At 74.8% G+C, this 16,944-nt stretch carries 22 protein-coding genes; 16 read left to right on the top strand and 6 right to left on the bottom strand.

What is annotated here, in order from left to right; genetic code table 11:
* Window positions 1–48: 48 nt before the first annotated feature.
* The 3 genes from ACFE86_RS04440 to ACFE86_RS04430 all read right to left on the bottom strand — a co-directional run bounded on the left by ACFE86_RS04440 (window position 49) and on the right by ACFE86_RS04430 (window position 2,046).
* Window positions 49–201 carry a hypothetical protein gene (locus ACFE86_RS04440; RefSeq protein ID WP_375454119.1) on the bottom strand — a complete coding sequence of 51 codons (153 nt, stop codon included), beginning with the start codon at window positions 199–201 and terminating at the stop codon, window positions 49–51.
* A 129-nt stretch (window positions 202–330) separates the two neighbouring features.
* Entirely contained in the window at window positions 331–1,203 is an 873-nt protein-coding gene (locus ACFE86_RS04435; RefSeq protein ID WP_375454118.1) for a trypsin-like serine protease, read from the bottom strand.
* Between the two features lie 114 nt (window positions 1,204–1,317).
* The gene (locus ACFE86_RS04430) at window positions 1,318–2,046 is read right to left on the bottom strand and encodes a trypsin-like serine protease (RefSeq protein WP_375454117.1); all 729 of its coding nucleotides are present in this window, start codon (window positions 2,044–2,046) and stop codon (window positions 1,318–1,320) included.
* Between the two features lie 35 nt (window positions 2,047–2,081).
* On the opposite strand from ACFE86_RS04430, the gene ACFE86_RS04425 reads away from it, so the two are divergent.
* From ACFE86_RS04425 to ACFE86_RS04380, 10 genes are all read left to right on the top strand, one after another.
* Window positions 2,082–2,645, top strand: a complete 564-nt coding sequence (locus ACFE86_RS04425; RefSeq protein WP_375454116.1) for a hypothetical protein — start codon at window positions 2,082–2,084, stop codon at window positions 2,643–2,645.
* A 47-nt stretch (window positions 2,646–2,692) separates the two neighbouring features.
* Window positions 2,693–3,040, top strand: coding sequence for a head-tail adaptor protein (locus ACFE86_RS04420; protein WP_375454115.1), 348 nt, complete (start codon window positions 2,693–2,695; stop codon window positions 3,038–3,040).
* Complete coding sequence (locus ACFE86_RS04415) at window positions 3,037–3,486, top strand: DUF3168 domain-containing protein (protein ID WP_375454114.1); 450 nt, start codon at window positions 3,037–3,039, stop codon at window positions 3,484–3,486. The genes ACFE86_RS04420 and ACFE86_RS04415 overlap by 4 nt, the downstream gene beginning before the upstream one ends.
* 69 nt (window positions 3,487–3,555) lie before the next feature.
* The gene (locus ACFE86_RS04410; RefSeq protein WP_375454113.1) at window positions 3,556–3,966 is read left to right on the top strand and encodes a phage major tail protein, TP901-1 family; all 411 of its coding nucleotides are present in this window, start codon (window positions 3,556–3,558) and stop codon (window positions 3,964–3,966) included.
* An 11-nt stretch (window positions 3,967–3,977) separates the two neighbouring features.
* Window positions 3,978–4,301 (top strand): gene transfer agent family protein, encoded by a 324-nt coding sequence (locus ACFE86_RS04405; RefSeq protein WP_375454112.1) that lies wholly within the window; start codon window positions 3,978–3,980, stop codon window positions 4,299–4,301.
* Window positions 4,298–4,516 (top strand): rcc01693 family protein, encoded by a 219-nt coding sequence (locus ACFE86_RS04400; protein WP_375454111.1) that lies wholly within the window; start codon window positions 4,298–4,300, stop codon window positions 4,514–4,516. The genes ACFE86_RS04405 and ACFE86_RS04400 overlap by 4 nt, the downstream gene beginning before the upstream one ends.
* 44 nt (window positions 4,517–4,560) lie before the next feature.
* Window positions 4,561–5,139: a phage tail tape measure protein gene (locus ACFE86_RS04395; RefSeq protein ID WP_375454110.1), complete on the top strand. Its 579-nt coding sequence runs from the start codon at window positions 4,561–4,563 to the stop codon at window positions 5,137–5,139.
* A 280-nt stretch (window positions 5,140–5,419) separates the two neighbouring features.
* Window positions 5,420–6,061, top strand: a complete 642-nt coding sequence (locus ACFE86_RS04390) for a TIGR02217 family protein (RefSeq protein ID WP_375454109.1) — start codon at window positions 5,420–5,422, stop codon at window positions 6,059–6,061.
* 54 nt (window positions 6,062–6,115) lie between these two features.
* The gene (locus ACFE86_RS04385) at window positions 6,116–6,991 is read left to right on the top strand and encodes a DUF2163 domain-containing protein (RefSeq protein WP_375454108.1); all 876 of its coding nucleotides are present in this window, start codon (window positions 6,116–6,118) and stop codon (window positions 6,989–6,991) included.
* A gap of 12 nt (window positions 6,992–7,003) precedes the next feature.
* A complete protein-coding gene (locus ACFE86_RS04380) occupies window positions 7,004–7,474 on the top strand; it encodes a peptidase P60 (RefSeq protein WP_375454107.1) in 471 nt (156 codons plus the stop codon).
* 270 nt (window positions 7,475–7,744) lie between these two features.
* On the opposite strand, the gene ACFE86_RS04375 is transcribed toward ACFE86_RS04380, so the two are convergent.
* Window positions 7,745–8,026 carry an addiction module antidote protein gene (locus ACFE86_RS04375; RefSeq protein ID WP_375454106.1) on the bottom strand — a complete coding sequence of 94 codons (282 nt, stop codon included), beginning with the start codon at window positions 8,024–8,026 and terminating at the stop codon, window positions 7,745–7,747.
* A gap of 114 nt (window positions 8,027–8,140) precedes the next feature.
* Window positions 8,141–8,407, bottom strand: a complete 267-nt coding sequence (locus ACFE86_RS04370; protein WP_375454105.1) for a type II toxin-antitoxin system RelE/ParE family toxin — start codon at window positions 8,405–8,407, stop codon at window positions 8,141–8,143.
* On the opposite strand from ACFE86_RS04370, the gene ACFE86_RS04365 reads away from it, so the two are divergent.
* Genes ACFE86_RS04365 through ACFE86_RS04340 form a run of 6 tightly spaced genes read left to right on the top strand, consistent with a single transcriptional unit; the run spans window position 8,406 to window position 16,075 of the window.
* Window positions 8,406–12,299, top strand: a complete 3,894-nt coding sequence (locus ACFE86_RS04365; RefSeq protein WP_375454104.1) for a glycoside hydrolase TIM-barrel-like domain-containing protein — start codon at window positions 8,406–8,408, stop codon at window positions 12,297–12,299. The genes ACFE86_RS04370 and ACFE86_RS04365 overlap by 2 nt on opposite strands.
* A 55-nt stretch (window positions 12,300–12,354) precedes the next feature.
* Complete coding sequence (locus tag ACFE86_RS04360) at window positions 12,355–13,941, top strand: DUF2793 domain-containing protein (RefSeq protein WP_375454103.1); 1,587 nt, start codon at window positions 12,355–12,357, stop codon at window positions 13,939–13,941.
* Between the two features lie 6 nt (window positions 13,942–13,947).
* Window positions 13,948–14,655 (top strand): lysozyme, encoded by a 708-nt coding sequence (locus ACFE86_RS04355; RefSeq protein ID WP_375454102.1) that lies wholly within the window; start codon window positions 13,948–13,950, stop codon window positions 14,653–14,655.
* A 59-nt stretch (window positions 14,656–14,714) separates the two neighbouring features.
* On the top strand, window positions 14,715–15,212 hold the full coding sequence (locus tag ACFE86_RS04350; protein WP_375454101.1) for a hypothetical protein: 498 nt from the start codon (window positions 14,715–14,717) through the stop codon (window positions 15,210–15,212).
* Window positions 15,213–15,266: 54 nt separating this feature from the next.
* Window positions 15,267–15,689, top strand: coding sequence for a hypothetical protein (locus ACFE86_RS04345; RefSeq protein WP_375454100.1), 423 nt, complete (start codon window positions 15,267–15,269; stop codon window positions 15,687–15,689).
* Window positions 15,686–16,075, top strand: a complete 390-nt coding sequence (locus ACFE86_RS04340) for a hypothetical protein (protein WP_375454099.1) — start codon at window positions 15,686–15,688, stop codon at window positions 16,073–16,075. The genes ACFE86_RS04345 and ACFE86_RS04340 overlap by 4 nt, the downstream gene beginning before the upstream one ends.
* Window positions 16,076–16,171: 96 nt before the next feature.
* Here ACFE86_RS04340 and ACFE86_RS04335 read toward each other — a convergent pair.
* The coding region (locus ACFE86_RS04335) for a family 16 glycosylhydrolase (RefSeq protein WP_375454098.1) at window positions 16,172–16,944 on the bottom strand (773 nt) is incomplete at its 5' end.

Here is a 16,944-nt window from a genome sequence, read left to right as displayed (position 1 = left end):
GAAAATGCGACCGCACAGAGACTTAGAGTATTTTCCGTGATCCAGGGATCATGGAGAATACTCTAGGAGCAGCAGGTCGACGAGCCGCCGCAGGCGCGGGCGGCTGGTCCGGTCGATCGCCGCGCGGGCGGCCAGCGCGTGGTCGGCGGCCGTCTCCAGCGGATCGGGCGGCGCGCGGAGCCGGCGCTCGGCCAGAGGCACGACACCGGAGCCGGAGGGCTTGGTCGAACCCGCGCGAAGCGTTCCCGATCGTTCGCGCAGGCGACGCGGTCGCGGTCACCGGACGCACCGAGGCCCACTGATCCCGCCGCCCGTGCGAGGGACCGGAGCCTACCGCCGCCCCGGCCGGGCCATCCAGTCCGAGCGATTGCCGCCGCGGGCGGGCATCGCCTCGCCGACCTGGATGCGCGAGAGTTCGGCGGCGCGGGCCGCGATCCAGCCGGTGTGTTCGGCGACCGGCGTCACCGCCGTGAAGCCGCCGCAGGCGGTGCGGCGGCGGGAATCCTGGCGCATGGCCCCGCTCGACCAGCTCACCACGCCGACGATGCGGTAGCCGCCGGGACCGCCGGACAGGATCGGCCCGCCGGAATCGCCGAGGCACGCGCCGGCGCCCGCGGTCTCGGCCATGCGGCGGCGGTCGGTCACCACGGTGACGCGGTTGGCGACCTGCAGCGAGCCGATCGAGACGAGATGCGCCTGCCGCAGCGTCCGGGCGGTGTTGCGGCGGTTCTCGGCGACGACGCCGAAGCCGGCGATGTCGACCGCCTCGCCGTTGCCGATCGAGCCGGCGCCGCGCGGATCGAGGGGCGCGTAGTCGGCACCCAGCGGCTGCTCGAGCTTCAGCAGCGCGAGGTCGATGCCGGGCTGGTCCTCCGGCGTGGTGCCGGGCACGAAGTCGGGATGCATCGAGGCGGCGATCGCCGAGACCCGGCGCTGGCGGAAGGCGCGGTCGACGGCGACGATGCTGTAGCCCGCCGGCTGCATCACGCAATGGGCCGCGGTCAGCACGAGGTCGGGGGCGATGAGCGTGCCCGAGCAGATCTCGCCCTGGGTGCTCTCGATGCGCACGACGAAGTTGCGCGTGCCGTCGGGGTCGCGGGCGACCTCGCCGTTGATCACGGCCGAGGCCGGCGCGGGCAAGAGGCCGGAAAAGAGGCCGAGCAAGCCGCCGAACAGGGCGCCGCGGAGGACAGGGGCGAACATCGTTCTCTCCGGGGCCGGGGGCGCGTTCGGCACGATCGGTGGAAGAGTAGCGTATAGCAATCCGCCGGCCAAGGTTCCGTTCCACGGGGCGGGTCCCGGGGGAGGACGGTCGGCTCAGCGCCAGCGGGCCGTCCGGCCCCAAAGGCCGAGCGTCTGGTCGAGCCAGTCGCGCTGCGGCGCGACGAGGACCCCTTGCGTGAGGCCGCCGCAGGCGCCGCCGATCCAGGCGGTGACGGCGACGACCCCGTCGCTGTCCGAGACCGGCCCGCCGGAATCGCCCTGGCAGCCGCCGGCGCGCCCGGCGGCCCTGAGCCAGACCAGGATGCGGCTCGGGCCGTAGGGCTCGATCACCGGAAGCGCGACGCTGCGCAAGGTGCCGGTCGAGCGCGGATCGCCGGACCCGTCGGCGCCGTAGCCGGCAAGCGTCAGGCTCTCGCCGGCCCGCGGCAGCGCCGGACTGAAGGTGACCGGGGTAAAGCGCGGCGGCAGCGGCGTCGCGGTGCGCACGAGCGCGAGGTCGATCGAGCGCCGCCGCCCGGCGATCGCCCCGGCATCGTAGCCGGGATGGACCGCCCGCGCCGCGACCGCGACGAGGACCGGCGCGCCGGCCTCGTCGCGGAAATGGACGCGGTGCTCCGGGCCGGCGGCCGCGCAATGGCCGGCGGTGAGCACCGTGTCCGGCGCCACGACGATGCCGGTGCAGACGCCGCCCTTCGACGACAGCACCATCACGGCGTTCCGCGCCGGCGCCTCGGCCCCGCCGACCACGGCACCCGCCGGGGGCAGGAGCGCGATCCACGCGAGGCCGATCCACGCGAGCCGAACGCCGCTTCCGAACACCATCGAGACCCCTCGATCCGACACCCACGGAGATTGCGATGATGCCGATACGCGTGGCGGGCGCGGCCGTCGAGCCGGTGACCCTGGCCGAACTGCGCGGCTACCTCCGCCTCGACCCGGACGACGGCGGCGTCGAGGACGCGCTGCTGCTCAACCTGATCGCGGCGGCCCGCGCCAGCCTGGAGGCCGAGACGCGGCGCATCCTCGTGCCGGGCACGTGGCGCGTCGTGCTCGGCGGGCGCCCGCGGGACGGCCTGGTGCCGCTGCCGCTGAGTCCCCTCGTCGCCCTGGTGCGGGCCGGCTTCTGCGAGGCCGACGGCAGCCTCGTCCCGTTCGCGCCCGGCCTCGTCGCCCTCAAGCCCGACCGGATCGAGGCGCCGTGCCTGGCGATCGCAGCGACGCTTCCCGAGGCCGCCGGCCGCAGCCTGCTGATCGAGGTCGCGGCGGGCTACGGCGGCGACGGTCCGGCGCTGCCGCCGCCGCTCAGGCTCGCGGTCCTGCGGCTTGCCGCCGCCCGCTACGAGCATCGCGGCGACGAGTCCGTCTCCGCCGCGCCCGATCCCGCCGCGCTCGCCGCGCCGTTCCGCCGGCTGCGGCTCTGAGCCGGACCGGCCGTTTCCCGATCGCACCACCGACCCGGAGCCTTCCGATGCCCGACACCGTCCCGCGGTCGATCGGCGCGCGCCGGCGCCGGCTCGTGCTTGAACTGCCCGTGGAGGAGCCGGACGGCTTCGGCGGCACGCTCCGGCGCTACGTCGCCGGGCCGGTGCTGTGGGGGGCGGTCGAGCCGCTCGGCGCGGTCGATCGGTTGCGCGGCGGCCGCGACGACAGCGTCGCGACCCACCGCATCACCCTGCGGGCCCGGCCCGGGCTGACGCCGGCGATGCGGCTCGCCGCCGGCCCGCGCCGCTTCGCCATCCGCAGCGTCGTCGATCCCGACGCGCGCGGCCGCGACCTCGTCTGCCACGTCGAAGCCCTGCAGGAGACGAGCCCGTGACGAACCCGCCGCCCGCCGGCCCGGCCGTCGCCGCGCCGAGCCCGCTGCTCGCCGTGCGGGCGGCGCTCATCGCCCTGTTCGCGACCGACGCGGCGCTCGCCCGGCTGATGGGCGGGCACGTGCGCCTCTACGACGAGCCGCCTGCCGGCGCCCCGCCGGTCTTCGCGATGTTCGGCGATGCCGAGATCCGCGACGATTCCGTGGACGGCGCCGTCCGCCACCAGCACAGCCACGCCCTCGTCGTCTTCGCCCGCCCCGGTTCCGTCCGCACCGCCCTCGACGCCGCCGAGCGGATGTCCACGCTCGTCGCCGAGCCGACGCTCGCGCTCACCGGCCACGCCCTCGTGACCCTGCGGGTGCAGGGGATCGCGGCGCGGCGCGACGAGCGCACCGGCGAGGCCCGCGCCACCCTCACGCTCCAGGCGGTCACCGAAGTCCTGCCTTGAGCCACAAGTCCTGTCCTGAGCCACAAGTCCTGCCCTGAGCCACGCCCGATCCCGAAGAAGGAGACCGTCATGACCGCCCAGAAGGGAAAGGATCTGCTCGTCCGGGCCGGCAACGGCGCCGGCGGCTTCGTCGCGGTGGCGGGGCTCCGCGCCCGGCAGATCGCCCTCAACGCCGAGGCCGTCGACGTCACCAACGCCGACTCCGCCGGGCGCTGGCGCGAGTTGCTCGCGGGTGCCGGCCTGCGCCGCGCCGCGATCTCGGGCTCCGGCGTGTTCCGCGACGAGGCCTCGGACCTGCGCCTGCGGCAGATCTTCTTCGACGGGGTGATCGAGACCTTCCAGGTCGTGGTGCCGGCCTTCGGGACGCTCGAAGGCCCGTTCCAGATCACGGCGCTGGAATACCGCGGCGACCATGCCGGCGAGGTCACCTTCGACCTCAGCCTGGACTCGGCCGGCGCCCTCGCCTTCACCGCGCTCTGAGGCGGCACGCGATGGCCAATCGCAGGCGCGGCGAGGTGCTGCTCGATCTGGGCGGCACCCGCTACACCCTCTGCCTGACCCTCGGGGCGCTGGCCGAGCTGGAGGACGCCCTGCAGGCGGGCGACCTCGCGGGGCTCGCCGAGCGGTTCTCCGCCGGCCGCCTCGCGGCGCGCGACCTCATCGCGCTGCTGGGCGCGGCGCTCCGCGGCGGCGGCCACGACCTCGACGACGCGGCCGTGGCCCGCCTGCCGCTCGCCGGCGGGCTGGAGGGCATGGCCGACGCCCTCGGGGAGGCCCTGGTCGCCGCATTCGGGGCGTCGCACGCGGACCCTTGAGCCCCACGGGCGGGCATGCGCCGGGCGAGACGCCCGCCTTCCCGTGGGACGATGCCCTGGCGCTCGGGCTCGGCGTGCTGCGCTGGCGCCCGCGCGACCTCTGGCGCGCCACGCCGCGCGAACTGCTTCTCGCGGCCGGCCGCGGCGCCGGGCCCGCGCCCCTCCGCCGCGACGCCCTGGAGCGGCTGATCGCGGCGCATCCGGATGACGTCTGAGGCGTAAGCGCCTCCGAGCCCTCACAAACCGCGAGGTTCCAAGCATGGCGGAGAGCGATCCCGACCGGGCGAACGCCGCCCGCATCAAGCAGCTCGATACCCTCGACAGGCTCGCCCAGCGGTTCGGGCAGAGCCTGTCCTCGGCGCTGACCCGCAGCCTCGCCTCCGGGCGTCAGCTCGACGGCGTGCTCGGCGCCCTCGGCACCCGCCTCGCCGGGGCGGCGGTGCGGGCGGCGCTCGCCCCGGTGCGCAGCGGCGTCACCAGCCTCGTCAACGGGCTGCTCGGCTCGGGTGCGGGCGAGGCCGCGCCGGGCTTCGCCCGCGGCGGGGTGATCCAGGCCGGACGGGTGCGGCCCTTCGCCGACGGCGGGATCGTGGCCGCGCCGACCTATTTCCCGATGAGCGGCGGCACCGGCCTGATGGGCGAGGCCGGCCCCGAGGCGATCCTGCCGCTGCGCCGCGGCCCGGACGGCCGCCTCGGCGTCGCGGCGGGCGCCGGCGGCAGGCCGGTCGCGGTCACGGTCAACATCGCCACCCCCGACGCGGCCTCGTTCCGCAAGTCCGAGGCGCAGGTGACGGCGAGCCTCGCCCGGGCCGTCGCCCGGGGGCAGCGGGCGCTGTGAGACGGTTTCCGGCTGAATGGTTCGGTCGCGCGCCGTTTTTCCGGACGCCTGGAGCGTGAGCGGAAGGTGATCCGGAACCCAGAGAAACGAAGGGCCGCGTAGCGGCTCGATCCGACCGGCGCCAAGGGTTCGACCGCAAAGGGTTTCGACGCTTCGCGACGTCGTCTGCCGGGTCCCGGATCGGGTTCCGCTATCGCTTCACCCGTCCGGGAAAACGGGCCCTGCATCGACCGAAGCTTTCAATCGGATACCGTATGAGACGGACGAGGGAGGCCCGCGGATGGCGGACGATTTCCACGAGGTGCGCTTTCCCCTCGACGTGTCCCTGCGCGGCGGCGGCGGCCCGAGCCGGCTGACCGAGATCGTCACGCTGGCCTCGGGGCGCGAGCACCGCAACAGCCGCTGGGCGGATTCGCGGCGGCGCTACGACGCCGGCCTCGGCATCCGCACGCTCGACGCCCTGCACGCGGTGCTGAGCTTCTTCGAGGAGCGCCGCGGGCGCCTCTACGGCTTCCGCTACCGCGACCGGGTCGATTTCCGCTCCGGGCCGCCGGGCCGGACGCCGGGCCCGACCGACCAGGTCCTGGGCGTCGGCGACGGCGCGACCGCCGTGTTCGCGCTGGCCAAGACCTACGGCACCGGGCCGGCGCCCTACACGCGCGCCATCGCCAAGCCCGTGGCCGGGAGCGTCCGCGTGGCGGTGGCCGGCATCGAGCGGCCGGGACACCTGTTCGCCTGCGACCCGGCGACGGGCCGCGTCACCTTCGCCGGCGACGCCGTGCCGCCGGCCGGCGCCGCGGTCACCGCCGGCTTCGCGTTCGACGTGCCGGTCCGCTTCGACACCGACGACCTCGTCTTGAACCTCGAAGCCTTCACAGCGGGCGAGATCCCGAAGGTTCCGCTGATCGAGATCGTGCCGTAGCCGGCCTTCCACCGACGATCGGTGACGCGGCGCCCACGCGGAGTTTCCCCGGCCATGCGCGACCTTCCGCCCGCCTTCGCCGCCTACCTCGCCGGCGGCGTGACGACGCTGTGCCGCTGCTGGGCGCTGAGGCGGCGCGACGGCGGCGCCCTCGGCTTCACCGACCACGACCGCGACCTCGTCCTCAGTGGGCTGACCTGCGCCGCCCGCACCGGCCTGGAAGCGGCCGAGGCGAGCGCGGAACTGGGCTTTGCCGTCTCCGGCGGCGACGTGGCCGGCGCGCTCTCCGCCCTCGGGCTCACCGAGGCCGACATCGCGGGCGGGCTCTACGACGGCGCGAGCGTCGAGACCTGGCTGGTCGACTGGACGCGGCCCGAGACGCGGCTGCTCCTCGACGTCGGCACGCTCGGCGAGATCCGCCGGGCGGGCGACGCCTTCGTCGCCGAGGTGCGGGGGCTGGCCGACCGGCTCGATGCCGAGCGCGGCCGGACCTACCGCGCCACCTGCGGCGCCGACCTCGGCGATGCGCGCTGCCGCGTCGATCTCGCGGGCTTCCGCACGGGCGGGACGGTGAACGGACAGCCCGAGCCCGGCATCCTCGATGCGGCGCTCGCGGGCGTCTGTCCCGACGGGTTCTTCACCGGCGGCGGCTTGACCTGGAGCACGGGCGCCAATGCCGGGCTGTCCGCGGACGTGCGCACGCAGCTCGGCCGGCTGGTCGAGCTGTGGGAGGCGCCCCCGCGCGCTGTCGCGCCGGGCGACGCCTTCACCCTCACCGCCGGCTGCGACAAGCGCCTCGCGACCTGCCGCTCGAAGTTTTCCAACACCCCGAACTTCCGGGGCTTCCCGCACATGCCGGGCAACGACGTCGTCATCCGCTACGCGCCGGGCGCCGGGCCCGGCCTCGACGGCGGCTCGCTGTTCCGCTGAATTCCTCGGGAGATGTCCATGCATCACGGGCTCGACGGTGCGGCGGTGGCGGCGGAGGCCCGCCTGTGGCTCGGCACGCCCTACCGGCACCAAGCCTCGCTCCGGGGTGTCGGCTGCGACTGCCTCGGCCTGCTCCGCGGGGTCTGGCGCGGCCTGCTCGGGGACGAGCCCGAGGCCGCGCCGCCCTATTCCGGGACCTGGGCGGAATCGGCCGCCCCCGGCACCGACCCGCTGCTCGAGGCCGCGTGCCGGCACCTCGTGCCGGTGGCCGCCGACCTCGCGCGCCATGCGCCGGCGCCGGGCGACGTGCTGCTCTTCGCCTTCCGCGCGCACCTGCCCGCCCGCCACTGCGCCATCGCGACGGAGGCGGGCATGATCCACGCCCACGACCGCGCCGCGGTGACGGAGGTGGCCTTCACCCCGTGGTGGCGGCGGCATCTTGCGGGGGTGTTCCGGTTTTCGGGTGCGAGACCGTTCGGCTGAAGGATAAGGCCGTCGGCGAACGGGGACGATCGCATCGTCAGGCGGTGGGGCTACCCGTAGTTCCGACGGCAAGCCGGCAGCGGCGAGCATGATGGCGAGCGCATCGATCGCCGATAGGTCGGTCCGGCCACGCATCAGGTCGGACGCTCACGGCCGGGTGATGCCAGAGATCATACACCCGCACCCGGGGCCGCCCCCTGCCGCTCGATGTGAGCCCGCAGGACGGGCATGAGCCGCCACCGAAGCCGCATGTCCGCCGCTTGCGCAGGCTCACGCCGGCGGCGCAACCGTCAGCTTGACGCCGAGCACGTCCATCACCTTGCGGATCGTCTCGTAGCGAAGCTTTGAGCCCGGCGTCAGCGCCTTGTACAGGCTTTCCCGGCCGAGGCCCGCCTCGCGCGCGATCTGCGTCATCCCCCGCGCCTTGGCGACATCGCCGAGAGCCGCCACGAACAGGTCGGGATCGGGGTCGGCGAGCGCCGCGGCGAGATACTCGGCGATGGCCTCCTCGCTGTCGAGGAATTCGGATGCATCGAACGGGGTGAAGCGCATCAGGGGGGCCGATCGAGGTCGCCGGCCATTGCCTTGGCCTTCTGGATGTCGCGGCTCTGGCTGGACTTGTCGCCACCCAGGAGGAGCAGGTAGGTCGCCGCGCCCCGGGGTGCATTAAGAGATGCGATAGCCCGGCCCGTGATGGATGCGCATCTCGTAGACGCCGTCTCCCAGGGGTTCGGCATCTCCGAAATGACCGAGCGTCGCGGATCGGATGCGTGCAGCGATGCGGGCCTTCGCCCGAGCATCCCGCAGCCCACCCAGCCATCGCCTGAACACGTCGGACAGCAGAATCGTCGCCACCCGCGATTTGTATCCGAGCGGATACGATCGGGCAACCGTTCCATTCCAGCACGACGCCCAAACGCCGGAGCCCGCCATGGCCACGCTGATCCTGTCCACGGCGGGCGCGGCCGCGGGCACCGCGTTCGGCGGGCCGATCGGATCGGTGGTGGGGCGGGTGGCCGGGGCGGTCGCGGGGGCGGCGCTCGACGGGGCGCTGTTCGGCGCCGGCGGCGGCCCGCGCTTCGTCGCCGGGCCGCGGCTCTCGGACGTCGCCGGGCTCTCCTCCACCGAGGGCGATCCGGTGCCGCGGGTCTACGGGCGGGCGAAGGTCGGCGGCACCTTGATCTGGGCGACGCGGCCGCTCGAGGTCGCCAACACCACCGTCGAGCGGGCGGCGGGCGCGTCGAAGGGCGGCGGCGGGCAGCGCACGGTGCGGACGTCCTACGCCTATTACGCCAACCTCGCTGTCGGCCTGTGCGAGGGCGAGATCGCCTACGTCCGCCGGATCTGGGCGGACGGGATCGAGCTCGACCGCACCGCGATCACCTGCCGCGTCCACACCGGCTCGCAGAGCCAGGCGCCCGACCCGCTGATCGTCGCCAAGGAGGGCGCCGACGCCCCGGCCTATCGCGGGCTCGCCTACGCGGTGTTCGAGGGGCTGCCGCTGGCCGATTACGGCAACCGCATCCCGCAATTTTCCTTCGAGGTGGTGCGGCCGGTCAACGGCCTCGCGCCGCTCGTCCGGGCGGTGAACCTGATCCCCGGATCGAGCGAGTTCGGCCTCGATCCCGCCCCCGTCACCGTCGATCTCGGCCTCGGGCGGACGGAAGGCGCCAACCGCTTCCAGCTCCAGGCGGCGACCGACGTCGTCGCCTCCCTCGACGCGTTGCAGGCGCTCTGCCCGAACTTGCGTCGCGTCGCCGTCGTGGTGGCGTGGTTCGGCGACGACCTGCGGGCCGGGCAATGCACCATCGCGCCTCGCGTCGAAACCCATGGCAAGACGACGACCGGCGACACTTGGTCCGTGGCGGGGCTCGACCGTGCCGCGGTCGACACCGTCTCGACGGCGCCGGACGGCACGCCGGCCTATGGCGGCACGCCCTCCGACGCGGGCATCACCCGCCTCGTGGCCGAACTCGCCCGCCGCGGCCTCGCGGTGGTGCTCTACCCGTTCGTGATGATGGACATCGCCGCCGGCAACGCGCTGCCCGACCCGTACCGCCCCGCCGTCATGGGCCAGCCGCCCTATCCCTGGCGCGGGCGCATCACCTGCGACCCGGCGCCGGGCCTCCCCGGCAGCCCGGACGGCACCGGAGCCGCCGAGGCGCAGGTACGGGCCTACTTCTCAGGTCCTGACGGCTACCGCCGGCAGGCGCTGCACTATGCCGACCTCGCGGCGCGCTGGGCCGCCGCCGGCACGCCGCTCTCCGGCTTCGTCGCCGCGAGCGAGCTGGTCGGGCTGACCCGCGTGCGCGGGGCGGGCGAGACCTATCCGGCGGTCGCGGAACTGACCGCGCTCGCCCGCGACCTGCGGGCAAGGCTCGGGAGCGGCGTGAAGCTGGTCTACGCCGCCGACTGGACCGAGTACGGCGCCCATGTCCGCGACGGCGGCGCGCGCGTGCGCTTCCCCCTCGACGCGCTGTTCTCGGATTCGAGCATCGACGCGGTCGGGATCGACTACTACCCGCCGGTCTCCGACTGGCGCGACGCGCCGGCCCACGCGGATCTGGCCGAGGCGGACGACATCTACGACCGCGCCTACCTCCGACGCCGCCTCGGCGCCGGCGAGGCGTTCGACTGGTTCTACGCCGACGACGCGGCGCGCGCAGGCCAGATCCGCACCCCGATCACCGACGGGACCTACCGGAAGCCGTGGATCTTCCGGGCCAAGGACCTCGTCGGCTGGTGGTCGAACCCGCATGTCGAGCGCGACGGCGGGGTCGAGACCCGCGCCACCGCCTGGGTGCCGGGGTCCAAGCCGATCTGGCTCACCGAGGTCGGCGTGCCGGCGGTGGACAAGGGCACCAACGGCCCCAACGTCTTCCCCGACCCGAAATCCTCCGAGAACGCCTATCCGCCGGGTTCGCGGGGCCTGCGCGACGAGCTGATCCAGATCCGCGGGCTGGAGGCGATCCTCTCCCGGTTCGATCCGGGAGCCGCGGGCTTCGATGGCGCCGACAATCCCGTCTCGGCCCGCTACGGCGGGCCGATGGTCGATCCGGCCTGCGTCTTCGTCTGGGCCTGGGACGCGCGGCCCTACCCGACGTTTCCCGATTCCGGCAGCGTCTGGGCCGATGCCGGCAACTGGCGGGTCGGCCACTGGATCACCGGCCGGATCGAGGGCTGCGACCTCGATCGGCTGATCGCCGCGATCCTCTCGGACCTCGGCATCGACGTGCCCGTCGCGATCGCGGCGAGCGCCTACCTCGACGGCACGGTGATCGACCGGCCGCTCTCGGCCCGCGCCGCGCTGGAGCCCCTGGCGCAGGTCTACGGCCTCGACGTCTCGGCGGTCGCCGGCATCCTGCGCCTGCGCGGCCCGCGCCGTGCGGCGGCGGTCGCAATCATGGACGACGACCTCGTCCGCGTCTCCGAGGACGAGGCGCCGTTCCGCCGGGTGCGGGCCGAGGAGAGCGGCCTGCCGCGCTCGGTCGAGATCGGGTTTTCCGATTCCGAGAGCCCGGACTACCGCCGCGCCTCGGCCGCCGCGATCCGCCCCGCCGGCGGACGCCGGCGCGAGACCCGCACCGAGACGGCCATCGTCACCCGGCGCGAGAGCGCCGAACACCTCGCCGAGGCGCTGCTCGACCGCGCCATCGCCGCGCGCGACACCGCGGGCCTGACGCTGAGCCCGCGCCGCCTCGACCTCGAACCCGGCGACCTGCTCGCGACCTCGGCCGGCCTCCAGCGTATCGCCCGCATCGACGACGCACCCGCCGGCCGGCGGATCGAGGCCCGCGGCGTGCCGCTGCACGGGCCGGGCACCCGGCCGGCCCTGCGCGCCCCGGTGACGGCGACGGTCCGGCCGCCGGTGCTGGCCGGCGCGCCCTTCGCCCTCACCCTCGACCTGCCCGCCGACCGCGGGTCGCCGACGACGCTCCAGTCCCTCGCCGCGACCGCCGAGCCCTGGCCCGGCGCCCTCGCGATCTGGCGCTCGGAGGGAGCTGACGGACCGCTGGCGCTCCACGGCACCGCCGACTACCCCGCCTGCCTCGGCCGGACGCTGACGCCGTTCCCGCCGGGACCGCTCTGGCGCCTCGACCGCAACGCCCGCCTCGACGCGACCCTGCGCAACGCCGGCGCGCTCGCCAGCATCGGCCTGCCGGCGATGATGGCCGGCGGCAACCTGTTCGCCGTCCTCGCCCCGGACGGGACGGTCGAGCTGATCTCGGCGACGGATGTCGCTCTCACCGGCGCGGAGACGTTCCGGTTCGGCGGGCTGCTGCGCGGGCTGGCCGGCAGCGAGGCCGCGGCGTCGCGCACGGCGCCGGCCGGCAGCCTGATCGTGCGCCTCGACGACGGCACGGTGATCCCGCTCGTCGACCGCCTCGACGAGGCCGGCCGCGGCTTCCGCTACCGGATCGGCCCGGCGGCGCGCGATCCGGGCGACCCGTCCTTCGTCGAGATCTTCGCCACCGCCGGCCTCGCGGCGCTCGCCCCCTTGAGCCCGGTCCATCTCCGGGCCCGACGCGAGGCCGGCGGGGTGCGCCTCTCGTGGATTCGCCGGGCGCGCCGCGACGCCGACGCCTGGGAGCCCGCCGACATCCCGCTGGACGAGGCGGCGGAGAGCTACGCCGTCTCGGTCTTTTCCGCCGACGGCCGGCAGCTCCGCAGCCTGACTGCGATGGGGCCGAACCTGCTCTACGCCGACGAGACCGTGGATTTCGGCGGCCCGCAGGCCGTGCTCGACGTCGCCGTCGCGCAGGTCGGGGCGGTGTTCGGGCCGGGCACGCCCGCCCGCGCCCGCGTGCCGGTCCGCTCCGGCTGAGCGCCGCCCGGTCCGCCCGTGCCGCCCCCGACACACAGTCCCGAGGAGCCCGCCCATGCCGGACACCACCCGGAACCTCGCCCTGCCGCTGATCGCGGGCAACCAGGCGCAGAAGCACGTCACCCACAACGAGGCGCTGGCGCTGCTCGATGCGCTGGTGCAGCTCGCCTGCCTCGACAAGGATCTGGCCGCGCCGCCCGCGAACCCGGCCGAGGGCGACCGCTACCTCGTCGTCGCGGCCAACCCGACCGGGGCCTGGGCCGGCCTGTCGGGGCAGGTCGCGTGCCGGCGCGACGGGGTCTGGGTCGGGCTGGTGCCGCGGCCGGGCTGGTTCGCGTTCGTGGCCGACGAGGCCGAGCTCTACACCTTCACCGGTGCGGCCTGGATCGGCTTCCGCACGACGATCGCGACGCTGGCGCGCCTCGGCGTGAATACCGGCGCCGATGCGACCAACCGGCTCGCGGTGAAGTCCGACGCGGTGCTGTTCTCCTGGGACGACGTCACGCCCGGCGCCGGCAGCCTGCGCGCGAGCGTCAACAAGAAGGCGGCCGGGAACGACGCCGCCTTCGCGTTCCAGACGGGCTTCTCCACCCGCGCCCTGTTCGGGACGCTCGGTGGCGACGACGTGGCCCTCAAGGTCAGCCCCGACGGGACGGCGTTCTCGACGCCGCTCACGGCGTCTGCCGCCACCGGCCGCCTCACCCTCGGCCGGATCAACGGACCCCTGGAGGTGAGCGCGAACGCGGGCACCCTGCCCGACGCGCCCGCGCAGACGGCGCTGCGGGTCTCCGGCGCGGACGGGGTGGCGCCGCGGCTGGTGCTCGACGGTTTCGGCGGCAACGGACCCGCGAACCTCGCCTTCCGGGCCGCCGCCGGGACCGCGGCGGCGCCGGGCGCCGTCCAGGCCGGCCTGTCGCTCGGGCAGGTCTCGGCCTCCGGCTACGGCACGACCGGCTATTCCGGGAGCCCGCGCGCGCAGGTGCAGTTCGTCGCGAGCGAGACCTGGACCGACGCGGCGCAAGGTGCGCGCATCCTGGTGCGGACCTGCCCGATGGGCACGCTCGCCGCGGCGACGGCGGTGACGTTCGAGGGCAACGGATCGCTCGGCCTCGTTCCGAGCGCCGCCGACCCCGCGGCCGAGGCGGCGGCGGGGCAGTTGCGCTTCAACAGCACGCAGACCGCCCTGAAACTCCACACCGGCACGGCGTGGACCCGGATCAGCAACTTCGCCAAGGCGGCGGCCTCGACCAACTTCGACAACTACATCGCCGCCGGCGCCTGGACGAAGGTGCAGTTCAACGCGGCCGACAGCAACGAGCAGGGCGCCTTCGCGGCGGCCGGCAACCGCTTCGTCGCGCCGGAGGCCGGCCTGTACCGCTTCGCCGCCGCGCTCGCCTACAAGCGCAACGGGACGAGCGCGCCGACCGCCTTCGAGGTCCAGTTCTACCGGAACGGGGCCGCCGCCGGGCGGGGACGCGCCGCGGCCACCGGGACGCTCGTGGACGGCGTCACGGCGCTGGCCCTCACCTCCGCCCTGAAGCTCGCGGCGGGCGACTTCGTCGAGGTCTGGGTCCGTTTCACCGGCGCGGACGGCTACGCCGCCGCAGCGGATTCGTTCTTCGGCGCGCAGCAGATGCCGTGACGGACGATGCCTCGGGCGAGCCGCGCCTTCGTGACGATCGGCCGCCACTTCTTCGACAGCGTGGAGGATGCGACCATGGACCTGAGTCCGATCGGCGAGGCCGTGCTCATCGCCCGCGAGGGCCGGCGCCTGAAGGCCTACCGCGACAGCGTCGGCGTGCTCACGGTCGGCATCGGCCATACCGATGCCGCCGGCGCGCCGAAGGTCACCATCGGCCTGACCATCACCGCTGCCGAGTGCGACGCGATCTTCGCGCGCGACGTCGCGACCTACGTCGCCGCGGTGCGCCGCGGCCTCGCGGTCGCGGTGGGGCAGCATACCTTCGATGCCCTGGTCTCGGTCTGCTACAACATCGGGCCGGGGGGCTTTGCGGGCTCGACCTTCCTGAAGCGGATCAACGCCGGCGACCTGGCAGGTGCCCGCGACGCGGTGCTGCTGTGGGCCAGGCCCGCGGCGATCGTGCCCCGGCGGTGCGCCGAGGCCGAACAGCTCGTCACCGCCTACGCTCTCGCCCTGCCGCGCCCGACCGCGACCGCCGCGCGGGTGCGGATCGCGGCCTCCCTCGCCGCGGTGACGGACCCGCGCGTCGCGACCCCGGTCGTCGCGCCCGTCGCGCCGAAGCCGGCGGCGCGGCCGAACCCGCTCGCGCGCCTCCGGCACCGGATCGTCGGCGCCCCCCACGCGGACGCGGCGCCGTCGCTCCGCCGAGTCTGATCCAGCCGCCCGAGCCGGCCGGGTCCGCCGCGCGAAGTCCCCCACAGAAGGATGATCCCATGACCCGCTCTTCCGCGGCGCTCGCCTGCGCCTGCCTCGTCCCGTCCCCCGCGCTCGCCGCGGCGGCGGAGGCCACCGCCGTGACGCTGCCCTGGGGCGACTGGATCGTCGGCTTCGCGGCGGCCGCGCAGACCGTGCTGATGCCGCTCCTCGTCGCCCTCGTGACCGGGCTGATCGCCCGCTTCGCGCCGATGCTGAGCTACGTCGTCTCGAAGGGCGCGGTCGAAGGCATGGTCCGGCGGGTGACGGACTACGCCCTGAACGCGGTCTCCGGCGCTGCCAAGGGGCAGGTGCTGACCGTGCCGGTCGGCGCGGCGGTGATCGCGACGGCCGTCCAGCGCGCGGCCGACCAGGTGCCGGGGTTCGTCGTCAAGGCGGCCGGCGGCCTGCCCGGCATCGCCGAGAAGGTCTTCCGCCGCCTCGTGCTGGAGGATCGGGCGACCGCGGCCAACACGCTCGCGCCGGCGCTTGCCGCCGCCGGCCTCGCGGCGCGGTAGCCATCCCCCGGCCGCGCATCGGACGACGGGCCGCGATGCCCCACGGGAGGCAGCATGAACGCAACCGCTCCGCCGCCGGCGGAACGCGCCTCCGCCTGCCGGCGGGCGGCCCTCGACGCCATCGCCGAGGGGGTCGGCCGGGCGCTGCCGCCGCCCGACGAGGGCCTCGGCGAGACCATGGTCCGCCGCGCCTACGCCGAGCCCTCGGCCGCCGACACCGAGGAGGAGAGGCTGGTCGTCCGCTTCGGCATCGAGTGGCGGACCTTCATCCGGCGCCAGACCCCGGATCGGCTCACCGCCCTCGACGAGCTGATCGACGACCGGATCGAGCGGCGGGCGCTCGCCCGCTTCTATCGGCGGATGAAGCACGCCGCCGTGGCCGTCGCCGTGACGGCCTTCGCGCTGGCGCAGTTCGGCGTCGACCGCCTGCCGCTCGTGCGCCAGGTCTGGCGCCTTCTCAGGGGGGATCTGCGATGAGCGCCGTCCTCGACCGCTGGCTGACCCGGCTCTATCACACGGTCGGCGCCGCCCTGTTCCTGGCGCTCTGCGCCGTCGGCGCCTACACCGCCGGCGATGGGCCCAGGCCCTCCAGGGTCCGCTCGGCCGAGCTGCTCCGGACCACGCAGACCGGGCTTCCGGCCGACGTCCCCCACGGCCCGGCGCCGCTCGTCGACGGCCTGTCGGCCGCCTGCACCTGGGTCCGGGGCATCGTCGCCCACCGGACGGTCACGCCGTGCCGGGTGACGTGCATGCGGCGATCGTCGTTGGCGCGTCCCGTGCCGGGTCTCGATGCGTCCGAGGCATCGCGATCCGGCCTCCGCGACGGCGGGGGACCGCCGGATCTCGTCGATCGCGACCCGTGAGGCCTGGTACGCCGCGTCGCCGAGAGCCTCCCGCTCGGCGCGACGGACCCCCTCTCTTCCGCGCGGGGTGCGGGCATCCTCGCGCGCAGCGGTCGATCAGACGTCCAGGGTGCCCGTCGCGGGCGTGTGGACGGTGAAGGCCGTGCCTTCGTCGATCCACGTCCCGCCGGCATGAGCCCGCACGAAGGCCGCGGTCCCGGCGGCGCCGGCGCTGTAGTGGTGCTCGCCCGTCGCGGTGTCGAGGCATCGCTCCACCGTCAGGGCGCCGGCCCCGGCGCTCGCCGGGTCGGCGTAGGCCTGGAACGCGACGCCCTCGTCGTGGAAGCTCGGCAGGGCCGCATCGATCCAAGTGCGCTCGGCCGCGCTCGCCGTGTAGAAGTGCTCGCCCGTGTTCGTATCGACGAAGCGGAACACGTCCACGGTCGCGGCGCCCGCCGCCAGCGTTGCCCAGACCACGCCCTCCTGCGTGTAGGACGGAAGCTGCTCGGCGATGTATCGCTGCTCGGCCGGGTTGGCCGTGTACACGTCGTCGCCCGTGCCCGCGTCGCGGAAGTGGACCGTGTCGGTCAACTCGGGGCTCCCCGATGGTGCGGCGCTCGCATAGGCCCGGATGTAGTCGATGGTCATCCGCGCCGGGACCGGCGTCGAAGCGTCCGGCTCGCCGGCCCGGGCCCCGCCGACCGCGAGGTTGGCGATCATGTATATCGGCCTGTCGAGGTCGGCCGGCGTCGGCGCGCCGAACACCGCCCGCCCGTCGAAGTACCACGTGATCGTGTCGGGCTCCCAATCGACGTCGTAGGTGTGGAAGCCCGATGTCATGTCGGACACCGTGACGTTGGCCTCGTTCAGGTAGTGGGTCGCGTCGACCT

This window comes from uncultured Methylobacterium sp. (assembly GCF_964244095.1).
In the GTDB taxonomy this organism is placed as follows: domain Bacteria; phylum Pseudomonadota; class Alphaproteobacteria; order Rhizobiales; family Beijerinckiaceae; genus Methylobacterium.
The sequence above is the reverse complement of the archived record's forward strand: the minus strand, read 5'-3'. Positions and strand labels throughout refer to the sequence as shown.